Origin of the sequence: Occultella kanbiaonis (assembly GCF_009708215.1) — a bacterium.
Lineage (GTDB): Bacteria > Actinomycetota > Actinomycetes > Actinomycetales > Beutenbergiaceae > Occultella > Occultella kanbiaonis.
Genome location: NZ_CP046175.1, coordinates 609921 through 634270 on the forward strand (window position 1 = coordinate 609921; position 24350 = coordinate 634270).

At 71.6% G+C, this 24350-nt stretch carries 22 protein-coding genes; 14 read left to right on the top strand and 8 right to left on the bottom strand.

Annotated features, from left to right (window positions below; all coding sequences use genetic code 11):
- The first annotated feature begins 137 nt into the window (after positions 1 to 137).
- The 4 genes from GKS42_RS02665 to GKS42_RS02680 all read left to right on the top strand — a co-directional run bounded on the left by GKS42_RS02665 (position 138) and on the right by GKS42_RS02680 (position 5885).
- Positions 138 to 1649 carry a xanthine dehydrogenase small subunit gene (locus GKS42_RS02665; protein WP_154792439.1) on the top strand — a complete coding sequence of 504 codons (1512 nt, stop codon included), beginning with the start codon at positions 138 to 140 and terminating at the stop codon, positions 1647 to 1649.
- On the top strand, positions 1646 to 4105 hold the full coding sequence (gene xdhB / locus GKS42_RS02670) for a xanthine dehydrogenase molybdopterin binding subunit (protein ID WP_154792440.1): 2460 nt from the start codon (positions 1646 to 1648) through the stop codon (positions 4103 to 4105). Before GKS42_RS02665 ends, xdhB begins: the two co-directional genes overlap by 4 nt.
- 3 nt (positions 4106 to 4108) lie before the next feature.
- Positions 4109 to 4960 carry a xanthine dehydrogenase accessory protein XdhC gene (gene xdhC, locus GKS42_RS02675; RefSeq protein WP_154792441.1) on the top strand — a complete coding sequence of 284 codons (852 nt, stop codon included), beginning with the start codon at positions 4109 to 4111 and terminating at the stop codon, positions 4958 to 4960.
- Positions 4961 to 5138: 178 nt separating this feature from the next.
- Entirely contained in the window at positions 5139 to 5885 is a 747-nt protein-coding gene (locus GKS42_RS02680) for an alpha/beta hydrolase family protein (protein WP_154792442.1), read from the top strand.
- Positions 5886 to 5912: 27 nt separating this feature from the next.
- Here GKS42_RS02680 and GKS42_RS02685 read toward each other — a convergent pair whose 3' ends face one another.
- The 3 genes from GKS42_RS02685 to GKS42_RS02695 all read right to left on the bottom strand — a co-directional run bounded on the left by GKS42_RS02685 (position 5913) and on the right by GKS42_RS02695 (position 8994).
- Positions 5913 to 6581, bottom strand: a complete 669-nt coding sequence (locus GKS42_RS02685) for a DNA alkylation repair protein (RefSeq protein WP_154792443.1) — start codon at positions 6579 to 6581, stop codon at positions 5913 to 5915.
- Between the two features lie 388 nt (positions 6582 to 6969).
- Positions 6970 to 7956 (bottom strand): diaminopimelate dehydrogenase, encoded by a 987-nt coding sequence (locus tag GKS42_RS02690; RefSeq protein ID WP_154792444.1) that lies wholly within the window; start codon positions 7954 to 7956, stop codon positions 6970 to 6972.
- A 60-nt stretch (positions 7957 to 8016) separates the two neighbouring features.
- Positions 8017 to 8994 (bottom strand): helix-turn-helix transcriptional regulator, encoded by a 978-nt coding sequence (locus tag GKS42_RS02695; RefSeq protein ID WP_154792445.1) that lies wholly within the window; start codon positions 8992 to 8994, stop codon positions 8017 to 8019.
- Positions 8995 to 9104: 110 nt separating this feature from the next.
- Between GKS42_RS02695 and GKS42_RS02700 the strand changes: the two genes are divergently transcribed.
- Positions 9105 to 9527, top strand: coding sequence for a VOC family protein (locus GKS42_RS02700; protein WP_154792446.1), 423 nt, complete (start codon positions 9105 to 9107; stop codon positions 9525 to 9527).
- A 15-nt stretch (positions 9528 to 9542) separates the two neighbouring features.
- Here the strand turns inward: GKS42_RS02700 and GKS42_RS02705 are convergent, their stop codons facing one another.
- The 3 genes from GKS42_RS02705 to hutU form a co-directional block, all read right to left on the bottom strand.
- On the bottom strand, positions 9543 to 10169 hold the full coding sequence (locus tag GKS42_RS02705) for a TetR/AcrR family transcriptional regulator (protein WP_154792447.1): 627 nt from the start codon (positions 10167 to 10169) through the stop codon (positions 9543 to 9545).
- Between the two features lie 400 nt (positions 10170 to 10569).
- The gene (gene hutI / locus GKS42_RS02710) at positions 10570 to 11955 is read right to left on the bottom strand and encodes an imidazolonepropionase (protein ID WP_232847891.1); all 1386 of its coding nucleotides are present in this window, start codon (positions 11953 to 11955) and stop codon (positions 10570 to 10572) included.
- Positions 11955 to 13631 (bottom strand): urocanate hydratase, encoded by a 1677-nt coding sequence (hutU, locus tag GKS42_RS02715; RefSeq protein ID WP_154792448.1) that lies wholly within the window; start codon positions 13629 to 13631, stop codon positions 11955 to 11957. Before hutU ends, hutI begins: the two co-directional genes overlap by 1 nt.
- A 310-nt stretch (positions 13632 to 13941) precedes the next feature.
- On the opposite strand from hutU, the gene GKS42_RS02720 reads away from it, so the two are divergent.
- Entirely contained in the window at positions 13942 to 15654 is a 1713-nt protein-coding gene (locus GKS42_RS02720; protein ID WP_232847892.1) for a SulP family inorganic anion transporter, read from the top strand.
- 91 nt (positions 15655 to 15745) lie between these two features.
- Here the strand turns inward: GKS42_RS02720 and hutH are convergent, their stop codons facing one another.
- Positions 15746 to 17296 (bottom strand): histidine ammonia-lyase, encoded by a 1551-nt coding sequence (gene hutH / locus GKS42_RS02725; RefSeq protein WP_154792449.1) that lies wholly within the window; start codon positions 17294 to 17296, stop codon positions 15746 to 15748.
- 136 nt (positions 17297 to 17432) lie between these two features.
- Between hutH and GKS42_RS02730 the strand changes: the two genes are divergently transcribed.
- The 5 genes from GKS42_RS02730 to GKS42_RS02750 all read left to right on the top strand — a co-directional run bounded on the left by GKS42_RS02730 (position 17433) and on the right by GKS42_RS02750 (position 21177).
- A complete protein-coding gene (locus tag GKS42_RS02730) occupies positions 17433 to 18029 on the top strand; it encodes a dihydrofolate reductase family protein (protein ID WP_154792450.1) in 597 nt (198 codons plus the stop codon).
- A gap of 93 nt (positions 18030 to 18122) precedes the next feature.
- The gene (locus GKS42_RS02735; RefSeq protein WP_154792451.1) at positions 18123 to 18935 is read left to right on the top strand and encodes an IclR family transcriptional regulator; all 813 of its coding nucleotides are present in this window, start codon (positions 18123 to 18125) and stop codon (positions 18933 to 18935) included.
- Between the two features lie 51 nt (positions 18936 to 18986).
- On the top strand, positions 18987 to 19592 hold the full coding sequence (locus tag GKS42_RS02740; protein WP_154792452.1) for a dihydrofolate reductase family protein: 606 nt from the start codon (positions 18987 to 18989) through the stop codon (positions 19590 to 19592).
- A 26-nt stretch (positions 19593 to 19618) separates the two neighbouring features.
- Positions 19619 to 19954 carry a YciI family protein gene (locus GKS42_RS02745; protein WP_154792453.1) on the top strand — a complete coding sequence of 112 codons (336 nt, stop codon included), beginning with the start codon at positions 19619 to 19621 and terminating at the stop codon, positions 19952 to 19954.
- Positions 19951 to 21177 carry an RNA polymerase sigma factor gene (locus GKS42_RS02750; protein WP_154792454.1) on the top strand — a complete coding sequence of 409 codons (1227 nt, stop codon included), beginning with the start codon at positions 19951 to 19953 and terminating at the stop codon, positions 21175 to 21177. The genes GKS42_RS02745 and GKS42_RS02750 overlap by 4 nt, the downstream gene beginning before the upstream one ends.
- A gap of 21 nt (positions 21178 to 21198) precedes the next feature.
- Here the strand turns inward: GKS42_RS02750 and GKS42_RS02755 are convergent, their stop codons facing one another.
- A complete protein-coding gene (locus GKS42_RS02755) occupies positions 21199 to 22014 on the bottom strand; it encodes a class I SAM-dependent methyltransferase (protein ID WP_154792455.1) in 816 nt (271 codons plus the stop codon).
- A gap of 294 nt (positions 22015 to 22308) precedes the next feature.
- Between GKS42_RS02755 and GKS42_RS02760 the strand changes: the two genes are divergently transcribed.
- The 3 genes from GKS42_RS02760 to GKS42_RS02770 are packed head-to-tail and all read left to right on the top strand — an operon-like array spanning position 22309 to position 24343.
- The gene (locus GKS42_RS02760) at positions 22309 to 23034 is read left to right on the top strand and encodes a hypothetical protein (RefSeq protein ID WP_154792456.1); all 726 of its coding nucleotides are present in this window, start codon (positions 22309 to 22311) and stop codon (positions 23032 to 23034) included.
- Between the two features lie 44 nt (positions 23035 to 23078).
- Positions 23079 to 23882, top strand: a complete 804-nt coding sequence (locus tag GKS42_RS02765) for a polymorphic toxin type 35 domain-containing protein (protein WP_154792457.1) — start codon at positions 23079 to 23081, stop codon at positions 23880 to 23882.
- Positions 23883 to 23884: 2 nt separating this feature from the next.
- A complete protein-coding gene (locus tag GKS42_RS02770) occupies positions 23885 to 24343 on the top strand; it encodes a hypothetical protein (RefSeq protein ID WP_154792458.1) in 459 nt (152 codons plus the stop codon).
- Positions 24344 to 24350 lie beyond the last annotated feature (7 nt).

Consider the following 24350-nt stretch of genomic DNA (forward strand, 5'->3'; position numbering starts at 1 on the left):
ACCCGATGGTTATGATGGGAACGGCCCAGCACGTCGTTGGCATGGATAACCGGCGTCTCGGCTGTTGCCCCAACCATGCGCATAATCGGCTGATCCTCCCGTCCGGCGGGTGGCAGGCTCAACGAGGAGCGTGGGAGATGGATCCCATTCAGGTGACCGTCAACGGTGAGGTGCGGGCCGGAGGTGCGGCAGGCCCGCACACGAGTCTGCTGGACTGGCTGCGTGGTGAGGGCTTCACCGGCGCCAAGGAGGGCTGCGCCGAGGGGGAGTGCGGCGCGTGCGCCGTGATCGTGGCCCGGCCGGAGCCCGACGGCACGACCCGATGGGTCTCGGTGAACTCGTGCCTGCCGCCTGCCCTGGCGTTCGACGGCCAGGAGGTCGTCACCTCGGAGGGCCTCGGCCGTGCCCCCGGCGCGTGCGCGATCGCGGACCTGCACCCCGTGCAGAAGGAGATGGCCGAGCGCGGCGGGTCCCAGTGCGGGTACTGCACCCCCGGATTCGTCTGCTCGATGGCGGCCGAGTACTACCGGCCCGACCGCACCCCCGCCCAGGGTGACGGTCCCGAGCAGACCGGACCGGCCGCCGTCGGGCCGGAGCATGCGGCCGACCACGAGCACGGCCCGAACGGCTTCGACCTGCACGCGATGAGCGGCAACCTGTGCCGCTGCACCGGCTACCGGCCGATCAAGGACGCCGCCTACGCGCTCGGCCGGCCCGAGGCGACCGACACGCTCGCGCGCCGTCGCGAGGAGCCGGCCCCCGCGGCCCGACCCACCCGGGTGGTCACCGACGCCGGGGAGTTCGTTCGCCCGGCCAGTCTCGCCGAACTCTTCGACCGGCTCGCCGGCGCGCCGGACGCGGTCCTCGTCGCCGGCGCCACCGACGCCGGCGTGGAGCGCAACATCCGCCACCTGCGCCCGCCGCTGACGCTCGCGATCGACCGCCTCGAGGAACTGCGCGGGCTGCACGTCAGCCCCGACCACATCGAGCTGGGCGCCGCCCTGACCCTCACCGAGATCGAGACCCGGCTCGCCGGGAGCGTCCCGCTGCTCGCGGACCTGTTTCCGCAGTTCGCGTCCCGGCTGATCCGCAACGGCGCCACCCTCGGCGGCAACCTCGGCACCGGCTCCCCGATCGGGGACGCCCCACCGGTGCTGCTCGCCCTCGACGCGACCGTGCTGCTTGCCTCCGCAGCCGGTGCGCGCGAGGTGCCGCTCGCGGACTACTTCACCGGCTACCGGGAGAGCGTGCGCGGCCCGGGCGAGATCATCCGGGCCGTGCGGATCCCGTTGCCGCTGGCGCCGCGGACCGCGTTCTACAAGATCGCCAAGCGGCGCTTCGACGACATCTCGTCCGTCGCCGTCGCGGTCGCCGCCACGCTCGACGGCGGATCCGTCGCCCGGGTGCGCATCGGCCTGGGTGGCGTGGCCGCCACCCCGATCCGTGCCCGCGCCACCGAGGACGCGCTCACCGGACGGCCCTGGACCGCCGACGTCGCCCGCGAGGCGGCCGCCGTCATGGCCGCGGAGGGCACGCCGCTCGACGACCACCGCGCCAGCGCCCGCTACCGCGCTGCCATGCTGGAGCAGACGCTGCTGAAGTTCTACGAGGAGAACCACGACGCTCCCGCCCTGGAGGTGACCCGATGACCACCCTCTCGCAGCGCCCGGCGAACCCCGTCGTCGGCCTCACGGTCTCGCACGAGAGCGCCGAGCTGCACGTCACCGGCGCGGCCCTGTACACCGACGATCTCGTCTCGAGGATGGCCGGGACGCTGCACGCCTGGCCGGTGCAGGCCCCGCACGCGCACGCCCTCGTCACCGGGCTGCGCGCCGACCCCGCGCTCGGTGTGCCCGGGGTGGTCCGGGTGCTCACCGCCGCGGACGTGCCCGGTGTCAACGATGCCGGCGTCAAGCACGACGAGCCGCTGTTCCCCGACGAGGTCCGCTACTACGGCCACGCCGTCTGCTGGGTCCTCGGGGAGAGCCTCGAGGCCGCGCGGCTGGGCGCCGAGGCCGTCGAGGTCGACTACGAGCCGCTGCCCTCGATCCTCACCCTCACCGAGGCGATCGAGGCCGGGTCGTTCCAGGGCGCCCAGCCAACGGTCAGCCGCGGCGACGCCGAAGCCGGCCTGGCCCGCGCCACGCACCGGTTCTCCGGCGAGTTCGAGTTCGGCGGCCAGGAGCACTTCTACCTGGAGACCCACGCCGCGCTCGCGCACGTGGACGAGGGTGGCCAGGTGTTCGCGCAGTCCAGCACCCAGCACCCCTCCGAGACGCAGGAGATCATCGCCCACGTCCTCGGCCTGCACAACCACGAGGTGACGGTGCAGTGCCTGCGGATGGGCGGCGGCTTCGGCGGCAAGGAGATGCAGCCGCACGGCCTCGCCGCGATCGCGTCGCTCGGCGCCGTGCTCACCGGCCGCCCGGTGCGGCTGCGGCTGAACCGCACCCAGGACCTGACCATGACCGGCAAGCGGCACCCGTTCCACGCCGTCTGGGAGGTCGGCTTCGACGACGACGGCATGATCCAGGGCCTGCGCGCCACCCTCACCGCCGACGGCGGCTGGAGCCTCGACCTGTCCGAGCCGGTGCTGGCCCGGGCGCTGTGCCACATCGACAACGCCTACTACGTGCCGGACATCGAGGCGCACGGCCGCATCGCGAAGACGAACAAGACGTCGCAGACGGCGTTCCGCGGCTTCGGCGGCCCGCAGGGCATGCTCGTCCTCGAGGACATCCTCGGCCGGGTCGCGCCCGCGCTCGGCATCGACCCCACCGAACTGCGCCGGCGCAACCTCTACCAGCCCGGCCAGGCCACCCCCTACGGCATGCCGGTCCGCCACGCGGAGCGCCTGACCCAGATCACCGACGAACTGAGCGAGCGCGGCGAACTGCAGCGCCGCCGTCGGGCGGTCGAGGCGTTCAACGCCGAGCACGCCCACACCAAACGCGGCATCGCGATGACGCCGGTGAAGTTCGGCATCTCGTTCAACCTCACCGCGTTCAACCAGGCCGGCGCCCTCGTGCACGTGTACAAGGACGGGTCGGTCCTGATCAACCACGGCGGCACCGAGATGGGGCAGGGCCTGCACACCAAGATGCGCCAGGTCGCCGCGACCGCCCTCGGCGTCCCGCTGAGCCACATCCGGCTGGCGCCGACCCGCACGGACAAGGTCCCGAACACCTCCGCCACCGCCGCCAGCTCCGGCGCGGACCTGAACGGCGGCGCCGTGAAGAACGCCTGCGAGCAGATCCGGGAGCGGCTGGAGCAGGTGGCGGCCCGCACGCTGAACCTGCACCCGAGCGACGTGCGGATCTCCGGCGGCGTGGTCACGGGCCTGGGCACCCAGGACACGATCGCCTGGGCGGACCTGGTCCGCGCCGCCTACTTCCAGCGCATCCAGCTCTTCGCTGCCGGGTACTACCGCACCGAGGGCCTGCACTGGGACGCGAGCCGGATGCAGGGCGAGCCGTTCAAGTACTTCGCCTACGGCGCGGCCATCTCCGAGGTCGAGGTGGACGGGTTCACCGGCGCCTACCGGTTCCTGCGCACGGACATCGTCCACGACGTCGGTGACAGCCTCTCCCCGCTCGTGGACATCGGACAGATCGAGGGTGGCTTCGTGCAGGGCGCCGGGTGGCTGACCCTGGAGGAACTTCGCTGGGACACCTCGGACAAGCCGAGCCGAGGCCGCCTGGCCACCCAGGCCGCGAGCACCTACAAGCTGCCGTCGTTCTCGGAGATGCCCGAGGTGCTGAACGTGCACCTGTTCGAGCGTGCCACCGAGGACGGCGCGGTGTACGGCTCCAAGGCCGTCGGCGAGCCGCCGCTGATGCTCGCGTTCAGCGTCCGGGAGGCGCTGCGCGCCGCGGTCGGCGCGTTCGGGCCGGCCGCTCACATGGTCGAGCTGGGCTGCCCGTCCACCCCGGAGGCGGTCTACTGGGCGGTCGACGCCGCCCGTCTGGCCGGGCGAGAGGCGGGCGACGGCGGAGCACCGGCCCGTAGCGTGGCTCCCGTCGGGAGCGGCAACGGTACGGCCGGAAACGGGTCCCTCGAGCGCGAGCTCGCCGAGCACCTGGCGCCTCGTGGCGTCACGGAGTGAGTGATGGACTGGCTGGGCGCCGTCCAACGGTTGCGGAGCGAGGGGCGACCAGCGGTCCTGGTGACCGTCACGTCCGTGCGCGGCCACGCCCCGCGTGAGGCGGGCGCGAAGATGGTGGTCTCCGCCGACGGCAGCTGGGGCAGCATCGGCGGCGGGAACCTGGAGGAGACCGCCATCGAGCAGGCCCGGGTCCTGATCGCGGCCGGCACTCTCGCACCGTTGACCCTGGCGGCGGCCCTCAATGAGCACGTGACCAACAAGCACGGTCAGCAGTGCTGCGGCGGGGTGGTGGACGTGCTCCTCGAGCCGCTGCCGGCCCGGCCCGTGGTGGCCGTGTTCGGTATCGGGCACGTCGGGCTGGAACTCGGACGGATCCTGTCCCGGCTCCCGCTCGTGGTGCACCTCGCGGACAGCCGGTCGGCGCAGATCGCCGCCGCGACTGCCCTCGGGCTGGACGACGGACCCGCCGACGTCCACCTGACCCACGCCCCGATCCCGGAGACGCTGATGAGCGCACTGCCGGCCGGAGCGCACGTGCTGATCATGTCCCACGACCACGCCGAGGACATGGTGCTCTGCGATGCCGCACTGCGCCGCGGCGACCTCGGCTCGATCGGCCTGATCGGTTCGTCCGCGAAGTGGCAGCGGTTCCGCAAGCGGCTGCGCGAGGCGGGCCACACGGATGCCGCGATCGGGACGGTCACCTGCCCGATCGGGTTGCCGGGCCTGCACGGCAAGGAGCCGGCCGTCATCGCGATCAGCGCCGCCGCCGCGCTGCTCGAGACCTTGCAGCGCGAACCGGGTGCCGGACTTCATGCCGCCGACGTGAGCGCGGCGCTCACGCCCGTGCACTGATCAAAAATGGGCGGCGCGGGCCCGACGGCCGCTGCTACCTTGTCGCGGAAGCCGTGCGAGAGAACGAGGAGGTGGTACCCGTGAACGTAACGACGTGGGTGCTCCTGTTCGGGGTCACGGTCGGGCGATAGGTCGTCCGGGAGCGCCGTTCCAGCGAGCACTCCCGAAAGGCACGACCATGCACTTCACCTCCGAACAGCGCCTCGACGACGGCGTCCTCGAACGCGAGTTCACACTCGACCGTGGCCCTGGCATCCCCGGCTTCCTGTGGACGCCCGCAGCTGCGACAGGATCAGCGCCGGCGCCGCTGATCCTGCTCGGCCATCCCGGCGGACTGCGCGCCATGTACCCCCGGCTGGTGGGGCGGGCCCGGCAGGCCGCGGCGAACGGCTTCGCCACGGCCACCATCGAATCCCCGGGCAGCGGTGACCGGCCCCGATCGGCCGACGCCGAGCAGGCCCGCGCCGAGCTGCGCCGGGCGGTGCTGGCCGGCGAACCGGTCGCCGACGAGATCGTCGACCGGCTGGTCCTCCCGCTCGTCGAGAAGGCGGTCCCGGAATGGCAGAGCGCCCTGGACGCCCTCCTCGCCCTGCCCGGGATCGGAGGCCCGGTCGGGTACTCGGGCGGGGTGATCGCCGTCGGTGTCCGGTTGGCGGTGGTCGAACCGCGCATCGTGGCCGCCGGCCTCTTCGCCGGCAGCTACGTGCCCCGCGCCACGTTCGACGAGGCCCGCCGGGTCACGATCCCGCTGCACGTCCTGCTGCAGTGGGACGACGAAGGCAACGACCGGCAGCAGGCACTCGATCTGTTCGACGCCTTCGGCTCCCAGGAGAAGACGCTGCAGGCCAACCTGGGCGGTCACACCGGCGTCCCGCAGTTCGCGGGGGAGGACGCGGCCCGGTTCTTCGCTCGGCACCTGACGTGAGGCCGGCCGTCGGGCGGGCCGGACGGACTAACCCGCCTCTTGCCGGCGCACGATCTCGGTGATCCAGGTCGGTGCGAACGGTGAGGTGCAGTTCGGCGGGGTCGGATAGTCCTTGAGGACCTCGAGCCGCTCGCCGATGTCAAGGGCGCGGGCGCGCAGCGACGGATGGCGGATCCCGATCTGGGCGAGCGTCTCGTTCATCGCCCACTGCAGGGGGTCCGGGGCGTCCTTCATCTGCGCCTCGATGAGGTCGAGCAGCCCGGTCAGGTCGAGGCCCTCGGGCCGCTTGTTCACCCGCTCGGTGGTCAGCTCCCAGCCGGCGCTGGCCACCGCCGGGTCGGCGTCGGTGAACCAGGCGACCCGCAGGTCCTCGGCGTTCGGGTTCTTCTTCACCACGTAGTTGATCAGCCAGTAGTGCACCTTGGGCTGCGGGGACTCACGCAGCATGGTGTCCAGCTCGTCGTAGCCGAACGCCTTCGGCCGGCAGATCAGCAGAGCCACCAGCCGGGCCGCCGTGTCCCCGGTGTCCCAGAGTTCGACGGCGAGGTCCTGGTTCGTCTTCAGCGGCTTCGCCACGGCCCGCAGTTTGGTGAGGTTGACGCCGTGATCGTCGCCGTGGCGCTCGTTCACCTCGCGGACCCTCGGGTCCTCGAGCGCGGCCAGCTCCGCCAGTACCCGTGCCACCGTGTCAGACATCGTGAGCCTCCCGCGCGTCACCACCGAACCGAGCTCCATGGTGGCACGCCCCTCCGCCGGCCGGAACCGGGTCGACCGGCGCTTCCGCGGAAGCGCGCGCCACCTTCCACGTGTCGCGACAGGGGGAGCCGAGGGCGCTCCGGTTCCCCTGTCGCGAAATGCGAGTTCTGCGCCTACCCACCCACATCTCAGGACAGGGGAGTCAAGGGGGCTCCAGTTCCCCTGGCCCAAAATGCGGGTCCTGCGCCGACCTACCCACACTTCACGACAGGGGAAGCGAGGGCCCACTCGACTGACGTGAAGTGCGGTCGCGCACACCCAGCCACATCTCACGACAGGGGAGTCACTCGGTGCGCGCAAGGGTCGTCGATCGCGCGCAGCCGGAGCGTCAGAGCAGCTCGGCCCGCAGTTGTGCTGGCGTCTTGGGCGAGAGCAGCCCCGGGGGCACGTCCAGCACGGTGACCGCACCGGTCCGGCCCTGCTCGTTCAGGCGGTGCACGGCCCGCGCGTAGGCGACGAGCACGCTCGCGGTGAACCCCGGGTTGCTCTCCAGGGCGAGCCGGTACTCGATCACCTGGGCATGCGCGTCACTGGTGTGGCCGCTCCGGACCACGAACCCGCCGTGCGGCATGGCGTCGTGGTCGCGGCGCAGTTCCTCGTCCGAGATGAACTCCACCGTGGTGTCGTAGTCGGCGAAGTAGTCCGGCATCCCGACGATCGCGGCCCGGACCTCGTCCGCGTCGGCGCCGGGCTCGAGGACCACGAAGCACGCCCGGGTGTGCTTGTCCCGGGCGTTCAGGTCCGGTCGCTCGCCCGAGCGGACCCGGTCGATCGCCTGCTGTGACGGGATCGTGTACTGCACCCCGGCGCCGACCCCCGGCACCCGCCGGATCGCGTCCGAGTGTCCCTGGCTGAGGCCTCGACCCCAGAACGTGTAGGTCGCGCCGTCGGGCAGCAGCGCCTCGCCGTAGGCGCGGTTGATCGAGAACATCCCCGGGTCCCACCCGGCCGAGATCAGCGCGGTCCTGCCACCGGCTCGCGCCGGACCGTCGACGGCGTCGAAGTACTCGGGGATCCGGGCGTGGGTGTCGAAGCTGTCCACCGTGTTGAAACGAGCCGCCAGAGCCGGGCCCTGCTCGGGCAGGTCCGACTTGGAGCCACCGCAGAGGATCAGCACATCGATGTCGGCAGTCCGTTCACCGAGGGCGTCCATCGCGAACACCGGGGCCGCCGGGTCCAATGCCGTCACGCTCTCCGGCGGGCGGCGGGTGAAGATCCCGACCAGGATCAGGTCCGGGTTCTTCGCCAGCGCGGCTTCGACGCCGCGACCCAGGTTGCCGTACCCGGCGATGCCGATCCGGATGGGTGCGCTCATTAGAATTCTGTCCTCGCCGCCTGGGTGCCGCGCGTTCGCGCTCTGGTTGACCCGATCATGTCAGGGGAGCGGCCGTGAGGCGGCCTCGGCGAACCGGCGCGAGAGGAGCTCGAACGCGTCCTCGAGTTCGTGAGGAGCGACGTCGGTGATGGCTGTGTCGAAGCGGCCGATCGACGCGGCCAACGCCACCCACGACCAGGACCCGGCGACCAGTCGGCACCGGTCGCCGTCGAGCGGTTCGACGGTGCCGTCGTGGACGAACGGAGCGACCTCGCGCGCGGGCAGGGCCAGCACCACTTCGCCCGTGCAGGGCCAAGCATTCCCCCGGTCCGAGCCCTTGAACCGCCCGGCGAGGAAGTCGTGGACGTTCCCGCCGGGCACGGTGCGTGGTGTGAACCGGGGGCCTGTCGGTATCCGCGGGGTCAGCCGGTCGAGACGGTAGACCCGCCAGTCCTCGCGGTCGAGGTTCCAGGCGACGAGGTACCAGCGCCCGTTGCGGAACACCACGTGGTGTGGTTCGCCGCGGCACCGTGACGGCGCCGTGTCCGGATCCTGCCCGACCGCCAGGTAGTCGAAGCGCAGGACCTCGCGCGCCCTGACCGCGGCGCTCACGGCGAGCAGGACTGCGGTGTCCACCGTTGCCGCGGGCTCGGCGGGCAGGGCCGTGAACGTGACACCGTCGACCCGGTGCCGCACCCGGGAGGGCAGCACCTGCCGGACCGTCGCCAGCGCACGCAGCGCCGCCTCGCCGTCCGCCGCACCGGAGACCGCGGCGACCTGGAGCGCGAGCGCGAGGGCCACGGCCTGATCGTCGTCGAACAACAGCGGCGGCAGCTCCGATCCCGCGTCGAGCCGGTAGCCGCCGTCCGGGCCCTTGATCGCGGTGATCCGATACCCCAGTTCGCGCAGATGGTCGACGTCGCGCCGCAGTGTGCGGTCGCTGATCTCCAGCCGTTCGGACAGGACCCGGCCGGGCCAGTCGCGCCGGGTCTGCAGCATCGACAGCAGTCTGAGCATCCGTGAGGGTGATCCGGCCATGACATTCAGTGTGCGCCGGGAAGCGGACATCAGATGACCGGTTCTCCGATGAGGCTCTTCTCGACAGCCGGAATCCATGCCGGTTCTCACGAGAGCAAGGAATCGCAGACATGACCGTCAACGTCACGCCGCACCTGAACTTCCGCGGGAACGCCCGCCAGGCGCTGGAGTTCTACCAGTCCGTGTTCGGAGGCGAGCTGACCATCGCCAGCTACGCCGACCTGGGCAACACCGATCCGGCCACCGCCGACCACGTCACGTTCGGCCAGGTCGTCGCCGAGAACGGCTTCCGTGTCATGGCCTACGACGCATACCCGCAGCTGCCGTGGGACCAGGGTCAGGACCCGTTCTTCGTCTCCGTCCGCGGCACCGACCCCGCCGAGCTCCAGGGCTTCTGGGACGCGCTCGTCGACGGAGCCGAGGTGAAGCAGCCGATCGGCCCCTCGCAGTGGGCCCCGCTCTACGGCCAACTCACCGACCGCTTCGGCATTACCTGGGTGCTGGATATCGCCGTGGAGTACCCGACGGCCTGACCGGCCGCACCGGCGCTAGACCAGGTGCGCAAGCGCCCCGATCATCCGGTCCTCGATCCCGTCCGGGCCGATGAAGATGCGCGTGCTGGCCCGCTGGTGCGCGATGCCGTGCAGCCCCAGCCACAGCGCGACGGCGTCGTCGGCCGGCGAGTCGCTGCTGGAGGTGCCGTCCTGGACGCATCGGCCCAGTGCCTCGCGGATGACTGCCATGCTGCCATCCCCCAGCGAGCGCAGCCGATCCTCCGTGATCGTCTCGTCCAGCTCGGGGATCCACTCGCCGCCGAACATCGCCCGGTAGGAGCCGGGGTGCTCGACGGCGAAGGTGAGGTACGCCTGGCAGCCGGCGACGAGCTGCGCGCGCGGTTCGGCTCCCGCGGCATCCACGGCCGCGCGCAGGGACTGCTCGAGCGCGGCGAAGTCCTGCTCGACGACGGCCAGCATCATCGCGGGCTGACCGTCGAAGTGCCGGTAGATGGAGGGCGCCGCGATCCCGACGGACCGCGCCACGGCTCGCAGCGTCACGGCGCGACTGTCCCCGGTCTCGTTCAACAGGCCGGCTGCTGCGGCGAGGATCTCCTCGCGCAGCCGGCCGCCCTCGCCTCGGGGATTGCGTGTCCGTCCGGTGTCACGTTCGTTCGGCATGCTCGTAAGCATACGGGTGTCAGCTCTTGCGCGTAACCCTAAAGCACTCGTAAGGTTACAACCGTTCACCTATCGCGAGAGAAGGCAGTCATGAGCACCCGAACCACGCAGAGCACCCCCACCCCCACCGTCGTCGACCGCTGGTCCCGCGCCATCGAGCGCACCGCCGTCATCAGTGCCTGGATCGGCACGATCCTGGTCCCCGCCGGCTTCGCCAAGATCGCCATCGCACCGATCGCACTGACGCTCATCGCGACCCTCGCCGGCCCCTCGATGCGCCGACTGTGGTGGGCCGCGACGGGTCTCGCCGCCATCTATGCGATCCCCTTCACGCTGTACGCCGTGAACCCGAACCGGGCGCCGAGCCTGTCCAAGGACATGGACCTCATCTGGTGGGTCGTCATCCCGGTCGTCGGCGTCGTCTACCTGGTCGCCTACTACCGCGGCCGCCGACGTGCGCCGTCGGCCACCGGGGGAGCGCCATCGACCGCGCCAGCGGCACCCCGGGCCGGTAGGCGAGATGCTCGTGCGACGGGGCCCCCACCACGGTCAGGTCCGCGCGTGCACCCACGCCGAGGTGCCCGACGTCGTCGCGCCGCAGAGCCAGGGCCCCGCCGGCGGTGGCCGCCCACAACGCCTCGGCGGGAGTCAGGTGCATCTCCCGCACGGCGAGGGCGACGCACAGCGGCATCGAGCTGGTGAACGAGGTGCCCGGGTTGCAGTCCGTGGCCAGCGCGACCCGCACCCCTGCGTCCAGCAGGGCGCGCGCGTCCGGGTAGGGAGACCGGGTCGAGAACTCGACTCCGGGAAGGAGGGTCGCCACGGTGGTTGAGCCGGCCAGGGCGTCGACGTCCTCGCGGGTCAGGTGCGTGCAATGGTCGACGGCGGCCGCACCCAGTTCTACTCCGAGCCGCACCCCGGGCCCTGGGCCGAGTTGGCCCGCGTGCAAGCGCAGACCGAGCCCGGCCCGGCGGCCGGCGACCAGCACCGCTCGGGCCTGGTCGCCGTCGAACGCGTGCGGGGAGCCCGGCTCGCAGAACACATCGATCCAGCGGGCGTGCGGGGCGCACTCGGCGAGCATCGCACCCGTCACCAGGTCGACGTAGTCGTCCGCGCGCCCCGCGTACTCGGGCGGCACCACGTGCGCGCCGAGGAACGTGGTCTCGCCGGTGACCTCACGTGCCAGTCGCAGCAGCCGGACCTCGTCGGCGACGGTCAGCCCGTACCCGCTCTTGATCTCGATCGTGCCGGTGCCCTGGGCGCGGGCTTCGGCCACGAGCGCGGCCAGTCGCGCGCGGAGCGCTTCCGCGGAAGCGCCTCGGGTGGCGGCCACGGTCGAGGCGATCCCGCCGCCGTCGTAGGACTCGCCAGCCATCCGGGCGGCGAACTCCGGCGCCCGGTCCCCGGCGAACGCCAGGTGCGTGTGGGCGTCGACGAACGACGGGACCACCGCGCGCCCGCCGACGTCGATCACCCGGTCGGTCGGCGGCGCCGCGGCGGCGAGGCCCACCCAGGCGACCCGACCGACCGAGGCGGGGCCGCCGTCGGGCATGCCACGGCGAGGTCCCGACGCTTCCGCGGAAGCGCCGGGAGTGCGTGCCGCTTCCGCGGAAGCGCGCGAGCCGGGCACCGCTTCCGCGGAAGCGCGCGAGCCGGGCACCGCTTCCGCGGAAGCGCCCAGCTCGACCACGATCGCGGCATCGCGCACGATCCCGAGCCGGCCCGCTCCGAGCGCTGGGTCGTTCGTGACCAGCTCGGCGATGCCCGTGACCAGGATCGAGCCCATCAGCCCTCCCGCATCGGCACGCGCACGCCCCGCTCGGCGGCGACCGCCTCGGCGTGCGGGTAGCCGGCGTCCACATGCCGGATGACGCCCATCGCCGGGTCGTTGGACAGCACCCGGGACAGCTTCCGCGCGGCGAGTTCGGTGCCGTCGGCGACGCACACCTGCCCGGCGTGGATCGAGCGCCCGATGCCGACCCCGCCGCCGTGGTGGATCGACACCCAGGTCGCGCCCGAGGCCGTGTTCACCAGGGCGTTCAGCAGCGGCCAGTCGGCGATGGCGTCGGAACCGTCGGCCATAGCCTCGGTCTCCCGGTACGGGGAGGCCACCGAGCCCGCGTCCAGGTGGTCCCGCCCGATCACGATCGGCGCGGACACCTCACCGGAGGCGACCAGCTCGTTGAACCGGAGCCCGGCCAGGTGCCGCTCGCCGTACCCGAGCCAACAGATCCGGGCCGGCAGCCCCTGGAACTCGACCCGCTCCTGGGCGGCACGGATCCAACGGTGCAGCTTGGCGTCGTCGGGGAACAGCTCGAGCACGGCGCGGTCGGTCGCCGCGATGTCGGCCGGGTCCCCGGACAGGGCCGCCCACCGGAACGGGCCCTTGCCCTCGCAGAACAGCGGGCGGATGTAGGCGGGCACGAAGCCGGGGAAGTCGAAGGCCCGTTCGCAGCCGCCCTCGCGGGCCTCGTCCCGGATGGAGTTGCCGTAGTCGAACACCTCGGCCCCGGCGTCGGCGAAGGCCACCATGGCGCCGACGTGCTTGGCCATCGATGCCCGTGCCCGCGTGGTGAACTCCTCCGGCTCGGCCTCGGCGTAGTCGTGCCACTCCTGTAGCGAGACCCCCTCGGGCAGGTAGGAGAGCGGGTCGTGCGCGGAAGTCTGGTCGGTGACGATGTCGATCGCCACCCCGAGACGCAGCAGCTCCGGGAACACGGTCGCGGCGTTGCCGACGACGCCCACGCTCAAGGGCCGCCGCTCGGCCTTCGCCGCTTCACAACGCCCGACGGCGTCGGTCAGGTCCTGCGCGATCTCGTCCAGATAGCGGCGGGAGAGTCGGCGACGCAACCGCGCCGGGTCCACGTCGACGATGAGGCAGACCCCGCCGTTCAAGGTCACGGCGAGCGGCTGGGCGCCGCCCATCCCACCGCACCCCGCGGTCAGGGTGAGCGTTCCCGCCAGGTTCGCTCCGCCGTCGGGCACGGCACTCCCGGCGAGCCTCGCGGCGACGGCGGCGAACGTCTCGTACGTGCCCTGCAGGATGCCCTGGGTGCCGATGTAGATCCACGAGCCGGCGGTCATCTGCCCGTACATGGTCAGGCCGAGGTGCTCGAGGCGGCGGAACTCGGGCCAGTTCGCCCAGTCCGGGACCAGGTTGGAGTTCGCGATGAGCACCCGCGGCGCCCACTCGTGCGTGCGCAGCACCCCGACGGGGCGGCCGGACTGGACGAGGAGGGTCTCGTCGTCGGCGAGCGTGGTCAGCGTCCGCACGATCGCGTCGAAGCTGGCCCAGTCCCGCGCGGCGCGGCCGGTGCCGCCGTAGACCACGAGGTCGTCCGGGCGCTCGGCGACGTCCGGGTCGAGGTTGTTCATCAGCATCCGCAGCGGCGCCTCGGTCTGCCAGCTGCGCGCGGTCAGGGTGGTGCCGCGCGGGGCGTGGACCTCGCGTGCTCCGTCCATCCGGGGGCCTCCTCGCCGACGGTGTGCGCCGGTCGAGCCGGCGCCTGGGTCCATCTCACCCCGGCGTGGGGATGGGCCCCAAGGGCTGGCGGAGGCTGGGTGTCTGCGATCCCAGACGCGCGTGTCGGCCCGCGCGAGCGGAAGGTCGACGGCGGTGCCCCACCCGCTGGGCCGTCACCGAGACGCTGTGGATGACCTCTTCGGAGGGTGGCCCGGATTAACGGCAGGTGCCTTCCGGCTATGCGGTAACTTGTGATCGCGTCCGACTGTTGCCGGGCTCAGAGCGACGTTGAGATCGTCGGAGGCAACCGTGAGTAGACAGATGCGGGACGCCCCGGGAGGGCTGCTACCGATCGCCGTTTGGTTGCCCCGGTATGAGCGGCGGTGGCTGCGCCCGGACGTGATCGCGGGAGTCGCCGTCGCCGCGATGATCGTGCCCAAGAACCTGGGCTATGCCGAAATCGCCGGGGTGCCGGTTCAGAACGGACTGTATGCCGCGGCGGCCGGTGCGATCGTTTACGCGCTGTTCTGTACGTCGCGCCACATCTCGACCGGTCCGAGCTCGTCCCTCGCTACCGTCGCGGGAGGCGCGGTGGTCGTGACCGCCGTCGCCGGTGACGACGCAGCCCAGCTCGTGGCCGCGATCACGTTGGTAACCGGCGTGCTGTTCCTGCTGCTGGCCGTTCTTCGGATGGGATGGATCGCCCAGTTCCTCTCGAGGGCTGTGGTCACCGGGTTCCTGGCCGGAGCCGCCGTCGACGTTGTCGTTGGTGAGTTGCCCAAGCTCACGGGCACGTCCGGGGACGGAGACAACGTGTGGCGCGAGTTCGCGTCGTGGGTCGGTGGCCTCGGCGACATCCATCCGCCGACGCTGGTAGTGGGCGTCCTCGCGCTCGCCGTGATTCTCGCGCTCCGGTTCTGGGCGCCGAAGGTTCCGGGTGCGTTGACGCTCGTGGTCGGCGGCCTCCTCGCCTCGTATCTTTTCGATCTTGGCGGACGAGACGTGGCGCTCGTCGGTCCGGTGCCGACCGGGCTGCCGGTCCCGCAACTGCCGAGCCTCGACCTGGCTCTGCAGCATGTTCCCGAGATCGTGATCGCTGCCTTGGCCCTGCTGCTGATCGGGTTCTCGCAGACGGCCGGCGATGCCCGGGCGTTCGCGACCCGGCACCGCTACCGCATCGACGAGAACCAGGAGGCGGTCGCCCAGGGGATGGCGAACGTCGGTGCGGGCCTGGTCCAGGGCATGCCGGTGTCGACCAGCCTGTCGGCGAGCTCGCTCAACGAGTCGGCTGGTGCGCGGACACCAGTGGCGTCGCTCACCACCGGAGCGCTGGTGATCCTGACGCTGCTCCTGCTCGCACCGTTGTTCTCCGAACTGCCCAAAGCCGTGCTGGGGGCGATCATCATCGATGCGGTCGTGTTCGGGATGATCAACCTGAAGGAGTTCGCTCGCCTGCTCCGCGTGTCGAGATTCGACTTCTGGATCGCCGTGGCGGCCGTCGTGGGCGTGCTCTCGGTAGGCGTGCTGTTCGGGATCGTGATCGGGGTCGCGCTGTCGCTCGGCTGGCTCGTCTACGTCTCGACGCGGCCTGCGATGCCGCTCCTGGGCCGCGAGCCCGGTACCCAGGTCTTCCGCGACCTCGACCTGAACGCCGCTGACGAGACGTTCCCGGGCATCGGCGTGATGCGTCTGGACGGCGGCCTGTTCTTCGCCACGGCCGAGGCGTTCGACAAGCGCATCCGGGGGCTCCTCACGGGCGATCAGCCACTCACGGCGCTGGTGCTCGATCTCGAGGGGGCCGGCTTCATCGACTCGCAGGGCGCGGCGAAGGTCACGGAGATCCGCGACCTGGCCGAAGCGGAGGGCGTCACGCTGCGGCTGGCCCGGGTGAAGCCCCAGGTTCTGACCGTACTGAAGGCCCAGGGCATCCTCGACCAGATCGGCGCCGACCGAGTCCACGGCGACGTCCATGGTGCCGTCGAGGCCCAGTTGGCTGACAGCACGGACGACCAGGCGCAGTGACCAGGAACCCGGACGGGTCAGCCCTTGCGGGTGTTGCCAGGTCGGGATCGCGGGCACGCTGAGTGCGGCCACGACCAGCGCCCCGCCACCGCTACCGCAGCGGCCCCGTCACCGACTCGGCCGCGGCCACCACCGCCCCGTCCGCCAGCGCATGCGTGACCGCCGCGATCTGCGGCGCGACCGGCTCGTCCGGCCCCGGCCCCGGGATACCCGCGGCGCGCAGCGCGTCCCGCACGGCCGCCGTCGCCGGCCCCGGCTCGAGCGGGCGGCGCAGGTCCAGCCCGCGGGCCGCGGTGAGCAGTTCGATGGCGACGACCGAGCGCAGTCCGTCGACGGCGCGACGCAGCTTGCGCGCGGCGGCCCAGCCCATCGAGACGTGGTCCTCCTGCATCGCCGAGCTGGGGATGGAGTCGACGCTGGCCGGCACCGCGAGGCGCTTGAGCTCGGAGACGATCCCGGCCGCGGTGTACTGGGCGATCATCAGCCCGGAGTCCACGCCCGGGTCGTCGGCCAGGAACGGCGGCAGCCCGTTGCTGCGGCCGCGGTCGCCGAACCGGTCGGTGCGGCGCTCGCTCATCGACGCCACGTCCGCGACGGCGATCGCGAGGAAGTCGGCGACGTAGCCGATCGGGGCGCCGTGGAAGTTGCCGTTCGACTCCACCCGCCCGTCCGGCGTGACCACGGGATTGTCGACGGCGGAGGCCAGCTCGCGCTCGGCGGTCGCGTTCGCGTGGGCGAGGGTGTCGCGGGCTGCGCCGTGCACCTGTGGTGCGCAGCGCAGCGAGTACGCGTCCTGCACGCGGGTGCACGCGGCCGGGTCGCGGTGGCTGGCCAGGATCGGGCTGCGGGCGAGCAGGGTGCGCAGGTTCGCGGCCGAGTCGGCCTGCCCGGGATGCGGGCGCAGCGCCTGCAGATCGGCCGCGAACGCGGCGTCGGTGCCGAGCAGCGCCTCGACGCTCATCGCGGCTGCGACGTCCGCGGTCCGCAGGATCAGGCCCAGATCGTGCGCGGCGAGGACGAGCATGCCGAGCATGCCGTCGGTGCCGTTGATCAGCGCCAGGCCCTCCTTCTCGGCGAGCACGACCGGGGCGAGCCCCGCCCGGGCGAGCGCCTCGCCCGCGGGCGCCGCCACGCCGTCGGGCGTTGTCACGAAGCCCTCACCGATGAGGGCGAGCGCCACGTGCGCGAGCGGTGCGAGGTCGCCGGAGCAACCGAGCGAGCCGTACTCGTGGACCACCGGGGTCAGGCCCGCCGAGAGCATCGCGGCGTAGGCGAGCGCGGTCTCGCGGCGTACCCCGGTGCGGCCGGTGGCGAGGGTGGACAGGCGCAGCAGCATCAGTGCGCGGACCACCTCACGCTCCACCTCGGGTCCGGCGCCGGCGGCGTGGGAGCGGATCAGGCTGCGCTGCAGCTGGGCGCGGCGCTCGGGCGGGATGTGCGTGGTGGCGAGGGCACCGAAGCCGGTGGAGACGCCGTAGTGCGGCTGGGAGTCGTCGGCGAGGGTCTCGATCACGGCGCGGCTGGCGTCGATCGCGGCCAGCGCGTCGGGGCGCAGTTCCACGTGGGCGTCACGGCGGGTGACGGCGACGACCTGCTCCGGGGTGAGCGGTCCGGGACCGACCTCGACGACTTCGATGTCCATGTCGACATCCCACTGCGCGGGGGCGCACAAACCCAGTCCTGTGCGGCGCATGTCGTCTGGGATGGCAGACGCACCTACGATTGAGGGCTGAACCTCCGGGGAGGGTCCCCCGGGTGATCGATCCCGAAAGGCCGGCATGCGCAGACTCCACTACTTCATCGCCATCACCCTCGACGGCTTCATCGCGGGACCGGACGGCGCCGACCCGACCGGGCCGAACGGGTTCTGGCCCATCGCGCCGGACTACCTGGAGCACTTCGTGGCCGAGTACCCGGAGGCGTTGCCCGTGCAGGCGCGGGAGGCGCTGTCCGTGACTGCGGAGGGCACGCGCTTCGACACCGTGCTCGAGGGGCGGCGCAGCTATGAGATCGGGCTCGCTGCCGGGATCGCGGACGCCTTCCCGCACCTGCGACACCTGGTCTTCTCCCGGACCCTGACCGAGGTCCCCGCCCCGGACGTCGAGCTGGTCGCGGACGACCCGGTGGCCACGGTGCGCGAGCTCAAGCAGCAGCCCGGCAAGGACATCTGGCTGCTGGGTGGCGCCGAGCTGGCCGGATCGCTGTACGCCGAGATCGACGCCCTGACGCTCAAGGTCGCGCCGCTGACCATCGGCACCGGGATCCCGCTGTTCTCGCAGAAGGCGGCGTTCGATCCGCGCACGTGGGCGATGGCCGGGCACACCGTGCTGGAGAGCGGTGCGATGTTCCTCAGTTACGAGCGCACCGGCGACTGAGCGGCCGCCATACCGGGCGACCATCCGGCAAGCGGTTGTGCCACGCTTGGCGCGAGCGCGCACCGGCGTGGGTCCGCGCGAGAGGGAGACGCGATGGCGACGAGCAGCTCCGTGCCGGCGGCCTCCCACGCGCTCGCGATCCTGCGCTACCTGGCCGCGCAGGCCGGCCCTGTGCCTGCCGCCGCGATCGCCCGCGACCTCGGCCTGCCCCGCTCTAGCGTCTATCACCTGCTCGCGGTGCTGGAGCAGGACGGGTTCGCCGTGCACCTGCCGGAGGAGCGCCGGTACGGGCTCGGGGTGTCCGCGTTCGAGCTCGGGTCCGCCTACTCGCGCCAGGCGCCGCTGGCGCGACTGGCCCGGCCGGTGCTCGCCCGGCTCGTGGACACCGTGCACGAGTCCGCCCACCTGGCCGTGTTGCACGGGCGGGAGGTGCTCTACGTGGTGGAGGAGCGCGCCCGCGGCAGACCGCCGCTGGTCAGCGACGTCGGCGTGCGGCTGCCCGCGCAGCTGACCGCGAGCGGGCGCGCCATCCTCGCGGACCTGCCCCGGGCGCAGGTGCGCGCGCTGTTCCCCAACGCCGACGCGTTCGTCGACCGGCACGGCGCCGGTCCGACCACGCCGTCAGCGCTGCGTTCGCTCCTCGTCGACGTCCGCCGCACCGGGTACGCCACCGAGCACGGCGAGGTGACGCCCGGCTTCGCGTCCGTCGCCGTGGCCGTGTCCGACCACACCGGTCACCCGGTCGCGGGCCTCGCCATCACCTTCCCCACCGACGATGACATGCCTGACGGCGCAGCCTGGGCCGCGTACGCGGCCGCGGCCGGGCGGGCCGCGGCCACGCTGCGCGAACGCATCGGCGGACGAACTCCGGAGGCCGGTGTCCGATCGGGTTCGAGCCGTTCGTAGTAGGGGTGAGGGCAGCCCAGGATGGGCGCCACGACGGAAGGGATGGCGATCATGAGACTGGTGACCAACACGCAGGTCTCGGTCGACGGGGTGATGCAGGCGAACGGGGGTCCGAACCCGGTCCTCGACCCCGGGATGGAGCGCGGCGGATGGGCCAGGCCGTTGTTCGACGACGAGTCACTGGCCTACGTCAACGAGGCCTACCAGCGCGCCGACGCGTTCCTGTTCGGCCGACGCACCTACGACCTGTTCGCCGGCTACTGGGGCGCGATGGGTCCGGAGAGCAACCCCATCGCCGACGCGCTGAACTCGCGGCCCAAGTACGTCGCGTCGAACACGCTCACCGACGCGGGCTGGGCGGACACGACGGTCCTCGCCGGTGAGATCGCGCCAGCCATCCGTGAGCTGAAGGACAAGCCCGGCGGGGAACTGCAGGTGCACGGCAGCGGCCAGCTGGTCCGATGGCTGATCGAGCACCAACTCGTCGACGAGATCACCCTGCTCGTCTGCCCGGTGGTGGTAGGCCAGGGCACCCGGCTGTTCCCCGAGAACGGGCCGGACGCGGCGCTCGACCTGGTCGCCTCGCGGGCCTTCCCCAAGGGCATCACGCTGCAGGTCTACCGGCCCGCCGGTCGCCCCCAATACGCCACCGACTGACAACCGCCAAGAGGAGATGAGTTGACATGCAGTACCTGGTTTCCGTGATCGACAGCACCGCCGGCCTTGCCACCGACGAGGAGATGGCCGCGATCAACGAGTTCAACGACCGGCTCCAGGCCGAGGGCCACTGGGTCTTCGCTGGCGGCCTCGGGGCGCCCGCCTCGGCCACGGTCATCGACAACCGCGGCGAGGAGGCGATGTTCTCCGACGGGCCCTTCGTCGAGTCGAAGGAGCACCTCGCCGGGCTCTGGATCTGGGAGGCGCCCGACCTGGACGTGGCGCTCCGGCTCGCCGCTGAGGGATCGAGGGCGTGCAACCGCAAACTCGAGGTACGGCCGTTCCTGACGCCGTTCGAGTGAGCGATCCACACGAGGCGATCACCCGGGCCCACCGTGAGGAGTGGGCACGGGTGGTCGCCTCACTGACCCGGCGGTTCGGGGACCTCGACGTCGCCGAGGAGGCTGCCGCCGAGGCGTTCGCGACCGCCATCGAACGGTGGCCAGCCGACGGCGTGCCCCCGAATCCCGGTGCCTGGCTGACCACGACCGCGAGCCACAAGGCCATCGACCGGATCCGTCGCGAGAGCAAGCGCGAGGACAAGCACAAGGAGGCCCAGGTGCGGTACGACGACCCGGCAGGGCCCGGCGTGCCTCGTGGTGCCATCGACGACGAGCGGCTCCGGCTGATCTTCACCTGCGCTCATCCGGCCCTGGCGATGCAGGCCCGGGTCGCGCTGACCCTGCGCATGGTCGGCGGACTGACCGCGGCCGAGATCGGTCGCGCGTTCCTGGTGCGGGAGGACTCGATGACCCGCCGGATCACCCGCGCCAAGGTCAAGATCAAGGAGGCGCGCATCCCGTACCGAGTGCCCGAGGCCGACGAGCTCCCGGCCCGTGTGTCCGGCGTGCTCGCCGTGCTCTACCTCGTGTTCAACGAGGGCTACCTGTCCACGAGCCCCGACGCCGATCCCGTCCGGGCGGAGCTGACGGCCGAGGCGATCCGGCTCACGCGCCTGATCCGGGAGCTGTTGCCCCAGGACGGTGAGGTGGCCGGGCTGCTGGCCTTGATGCTGCTCATCGAGGCCCGCCGCCCGGCCAGGGTGTCGCCGGGCGGTGAGCTGGTCACGCTCGACGAGCAGGACCGGGGCGCCTGGGACGCGGCGCTCATCGCCGAGGGGCACCGGCTGGTGCGCGAGCGCCTGGCGACGGGAGCGGCTCCCGGCCGCTACCAGGTCCTCGCCGCGATCAATGCGGTGCACACCTCAGCCCGCACCATGGAGGAGACCGACTGGTCGCAGGTCGTCGCTCTCTACGACCAGCTTGTCCGCCTCGATCCATCGCCGATCGTGGCGCTCAACCGGGCCATCGCGATCGCCGAGCTCGACGGACCCGAGGTGGCGCTGGCCGCCGTCGACCGGCTCGTGGAACCGCTGGCCGGCTACCACTCCTTTCACGCGACCCGCGCGGACCTGTTGCGCCGCCTGGGCCGCAATCGGGATGCTCGTGCGGCATATGCCCTGGCCATCGAACTGGCGGGCAACACAGCCGAGGTTGCCGCCCTGGCCAGGCGCCGTGACCTGTAGAAGAGGTCGCCGTCGTCGTGCTCAGGTAGACGGTCGCCCCGCGCCGCCGGGCGCGGTGGGCTCCACCGGTGCCCGCTTGACCAGACGCGCACTGAGGTACCTGGTCTCGCCCGCAGCGAGCCGCGCGTGGGTCCGCGTCCCCCGCAGCCCGGCGAACAGGTTGAAGGCACGATGGAACACGCGAGGGATCCACGCCGCGATCAGGGCACGACGGCGATCGTCGTCCAGGTCGAGTGCGGCCAGGACCCGCGGCGTGATGTCGCGCGTCTCCACGAGGTCCAGCCGACCGGACCGGAGCTGGCGACCAAGGGTGGCCATCCCGTCGGCTGACCGCAGGTCGGCGAACAGGAGATGGCCTCCCGGGCGCAGCACTCGGTGTACCTGCGCGAGGAACCGCTCCATCGAGTCGTAGCAGTGTGACGACTCCACGTTGACGACGACATCGAAGGAGTTGTCGGGGAAGGGCAGATCGAGCGCATCGCCTTGGACGAAGGTCAGGCCGGGGCCGACCCGGTCCCGTCGGCACAGGGCGATGGCCCTGCGGGAGAAGTCCAAACCCGTCGTCGAGCGCGGATCGCGGTAGCGAGCGATGAACGATGCCCCGCCGCCGCGGCCGCAGCCGACCTCCAGCACGTCTGCTCCACTCATCGGAGTCACGCCGAGGACGTGGTCGTAGAGCTGGATGCACATGCGGTCGGGCTCGTCCGCGTCCTGGAGGTCCAGGTGCTGCCCGTCGGGGGGCGCGTAGCCGTAGTTCATGAAGGCCCACTCGGGCCGACGGACCCGCGCGGCGAGCAGCTCGTACAGTCCTCGCCAGGCGAGTTCGCGCGCACTCACGACCGTCAGGCTACGGGTGTCCGGGCCGGTCACTCGGGCGATCCGTGATCATCGGATCCACGAGAGGGCGAATCGTGTCGGCCCGGGGACACCGCCGAGATCGCCACCCGGACTGGTCGCCGCGACAGGCTCGTGTGGTTCCTGGCGCAGGTCTGCCCGCAAGGGCGCATCACGGTGCCCTTCCGGCTGCACCCGCAACGCGAGTGTCGCGAACGCCGCATGACGATGATTGAGCAGACCGCAGCCTCCGCCGCGACGGTAGTTCGGTCGCCCTCCACAGCCATGAGGAGACCCATGGAGCCACGTCACGTCCAGCGTTTCCGGGAGACGTCCCCGGTCCGCCGGGGATCGTCCGCCAGAGACGAACCCGCGGGTCTGAGTGCCGTGATCGCCGCCATGGCGCAGGGTCGCCGAGCGGGCCTCTCCGCAACGAGCACGGCGAGCATCCAGCGGCTGATCGGCAATGGGGCCATGGGCCGGGTGCTGGCCGGTTCGGCTGCCGGCTCCGCCACGCCCGCGGTGCAGCGCTTCCGTGTCGACTCGATGAAGCAGGAGGTGGGCAAGGACCTACGGGAGAAGCACGTCGGCACCGAGGCCATGCCGGACGTGAGCACAGCCGACGCGCGGGATCAGGCCGTCGCGGCTGTGTACTACCAGCGCGCCAGGGAGGACCGGCGCACGAAGAACACTGTCTTCTTCGTGGACCCGGCGACCCTCTTCGCCGACCTGCGAGAGACGAACAAGGACACCGATCTCCGGAGCGGACCGGACTACACCACGACCAACTCCTACCCGGCCATCAGCGTCCTGGTGGTCGGCAAGACCAACAAGGATTCCGAGGGTCGACAGGTGAAGGGCGCCGTCAGTGGCCCATTCGTGAAGTTCGAGATCGAGCACGGCCAGGCAAAGCCGATGGTCAGGATCAACAAGGACGGCGGACTGATGGCCTTCAACCATCTGCAGGAGACCAGCCCCAAGACACTCGGGACCAAGGTCGACGTGCTCAAGGACGAGGGCTGACGCCGAACACGGACCGGCTGGACCGGACCAGGAAGGCGGGCCGAATGGACCTGCGGGACCGACGCCACGAAGAACCCGGGCGCACAGGGTCTGCACCGACCCGCGATGTCCAGCCGGTGCCGCCGCGGCCGGGCACGGCACAGCAGGACGTCCTGGACCTGCAGCGCTCCGCCGGCAACGCGGCGGTGGCGCGCCTGCTCCAAGCCGGCCGGCCGGTGCAGCGGCTCGTGGACCGGGCCAAGGCGCAGGAGCGGGTCACAACGTCGGAGTACAAGGACCTGAAGAACCGCCTGGACGCCGAGGGTGGCGCCGGGATGACCAGTCTGTTCACCGGCCAGTTCATCCGGCTGGCATCGCTGTTCAGGAAGAACCGTCCCTCGCTCGAGATGCTCAGGAGCGCATCGCTCGAGCACCTGGCCGTGGCTGCCTATGAGACGCAGGACGCGTTCGCCTCCACCAGGCTGGCGCAGGCGGTCTCGGGCTTTCCGGTGCTCACGCAGAAATCGCTCATCAGCAACGCGGTCCAGGTGGACGACCTGTCCGCCGCGATCGGAGCTCTCAGCGTGCAGAGCAAGAAGCACATCGCGGTGCCGAAACACAACTGGGTCAAGGCGGTCGCGGCGCCGGCCACATTCCAGCCGTCCGACGAGCGTGCCGACGCAGTGCTGCACGAGCCCAGCTGGAACCAGGTGGCGGCGCTGATGTACGCGGCCATCCAGTACGGCGAGCAGACGACGTACAAGGTCTCGACCTTCCAACGGGTCCATGACTTCGGTGGCGAGCGGATCGCGGTCATCTTCACCGTGATCGGCGGCCAGCCCAGGGTCTCCGACGCGTGGGTGGAGTGAAGATGGATGCCACCAGTGGGGTAGAGGCACTCGTCGGCCATGTTCGATCCGGAGATCTCACGTCGGCCGTCCGCGTCGCCGCCGAGCTGGACCTGACCGAGTTCCGCGAGGCCATGCTCGGCGAGGCCTTCGACCACCAGTCGCTGTCCTGTTACGGCCTGTACGTCGGACTGCTCCAGCGGGGTGAGTCGGCCGAACTCCACGTCGCGGCGTCCGAGGTACTGGGCCTCGCACTCAACATCTACCCGGGTGCCTATCCGGTGGCGTTCGTCCACGCACAGCGAGCCCTGGCTCTCGAGCCTGAGGACGTCTCGATCAAGGAGCACCTGCTGTCCTTCCACAACAACCCGGAGCGCCTGCTGCCGCCTGCGGAGGCGGCACGGGTGGCTGGCGAGGTCCTCGCCGTCGACCCCTCCAACGCAGCCGGACTGGAGGTGCTCCGACGGCTCGACCTCGCGTAGAGGCAGG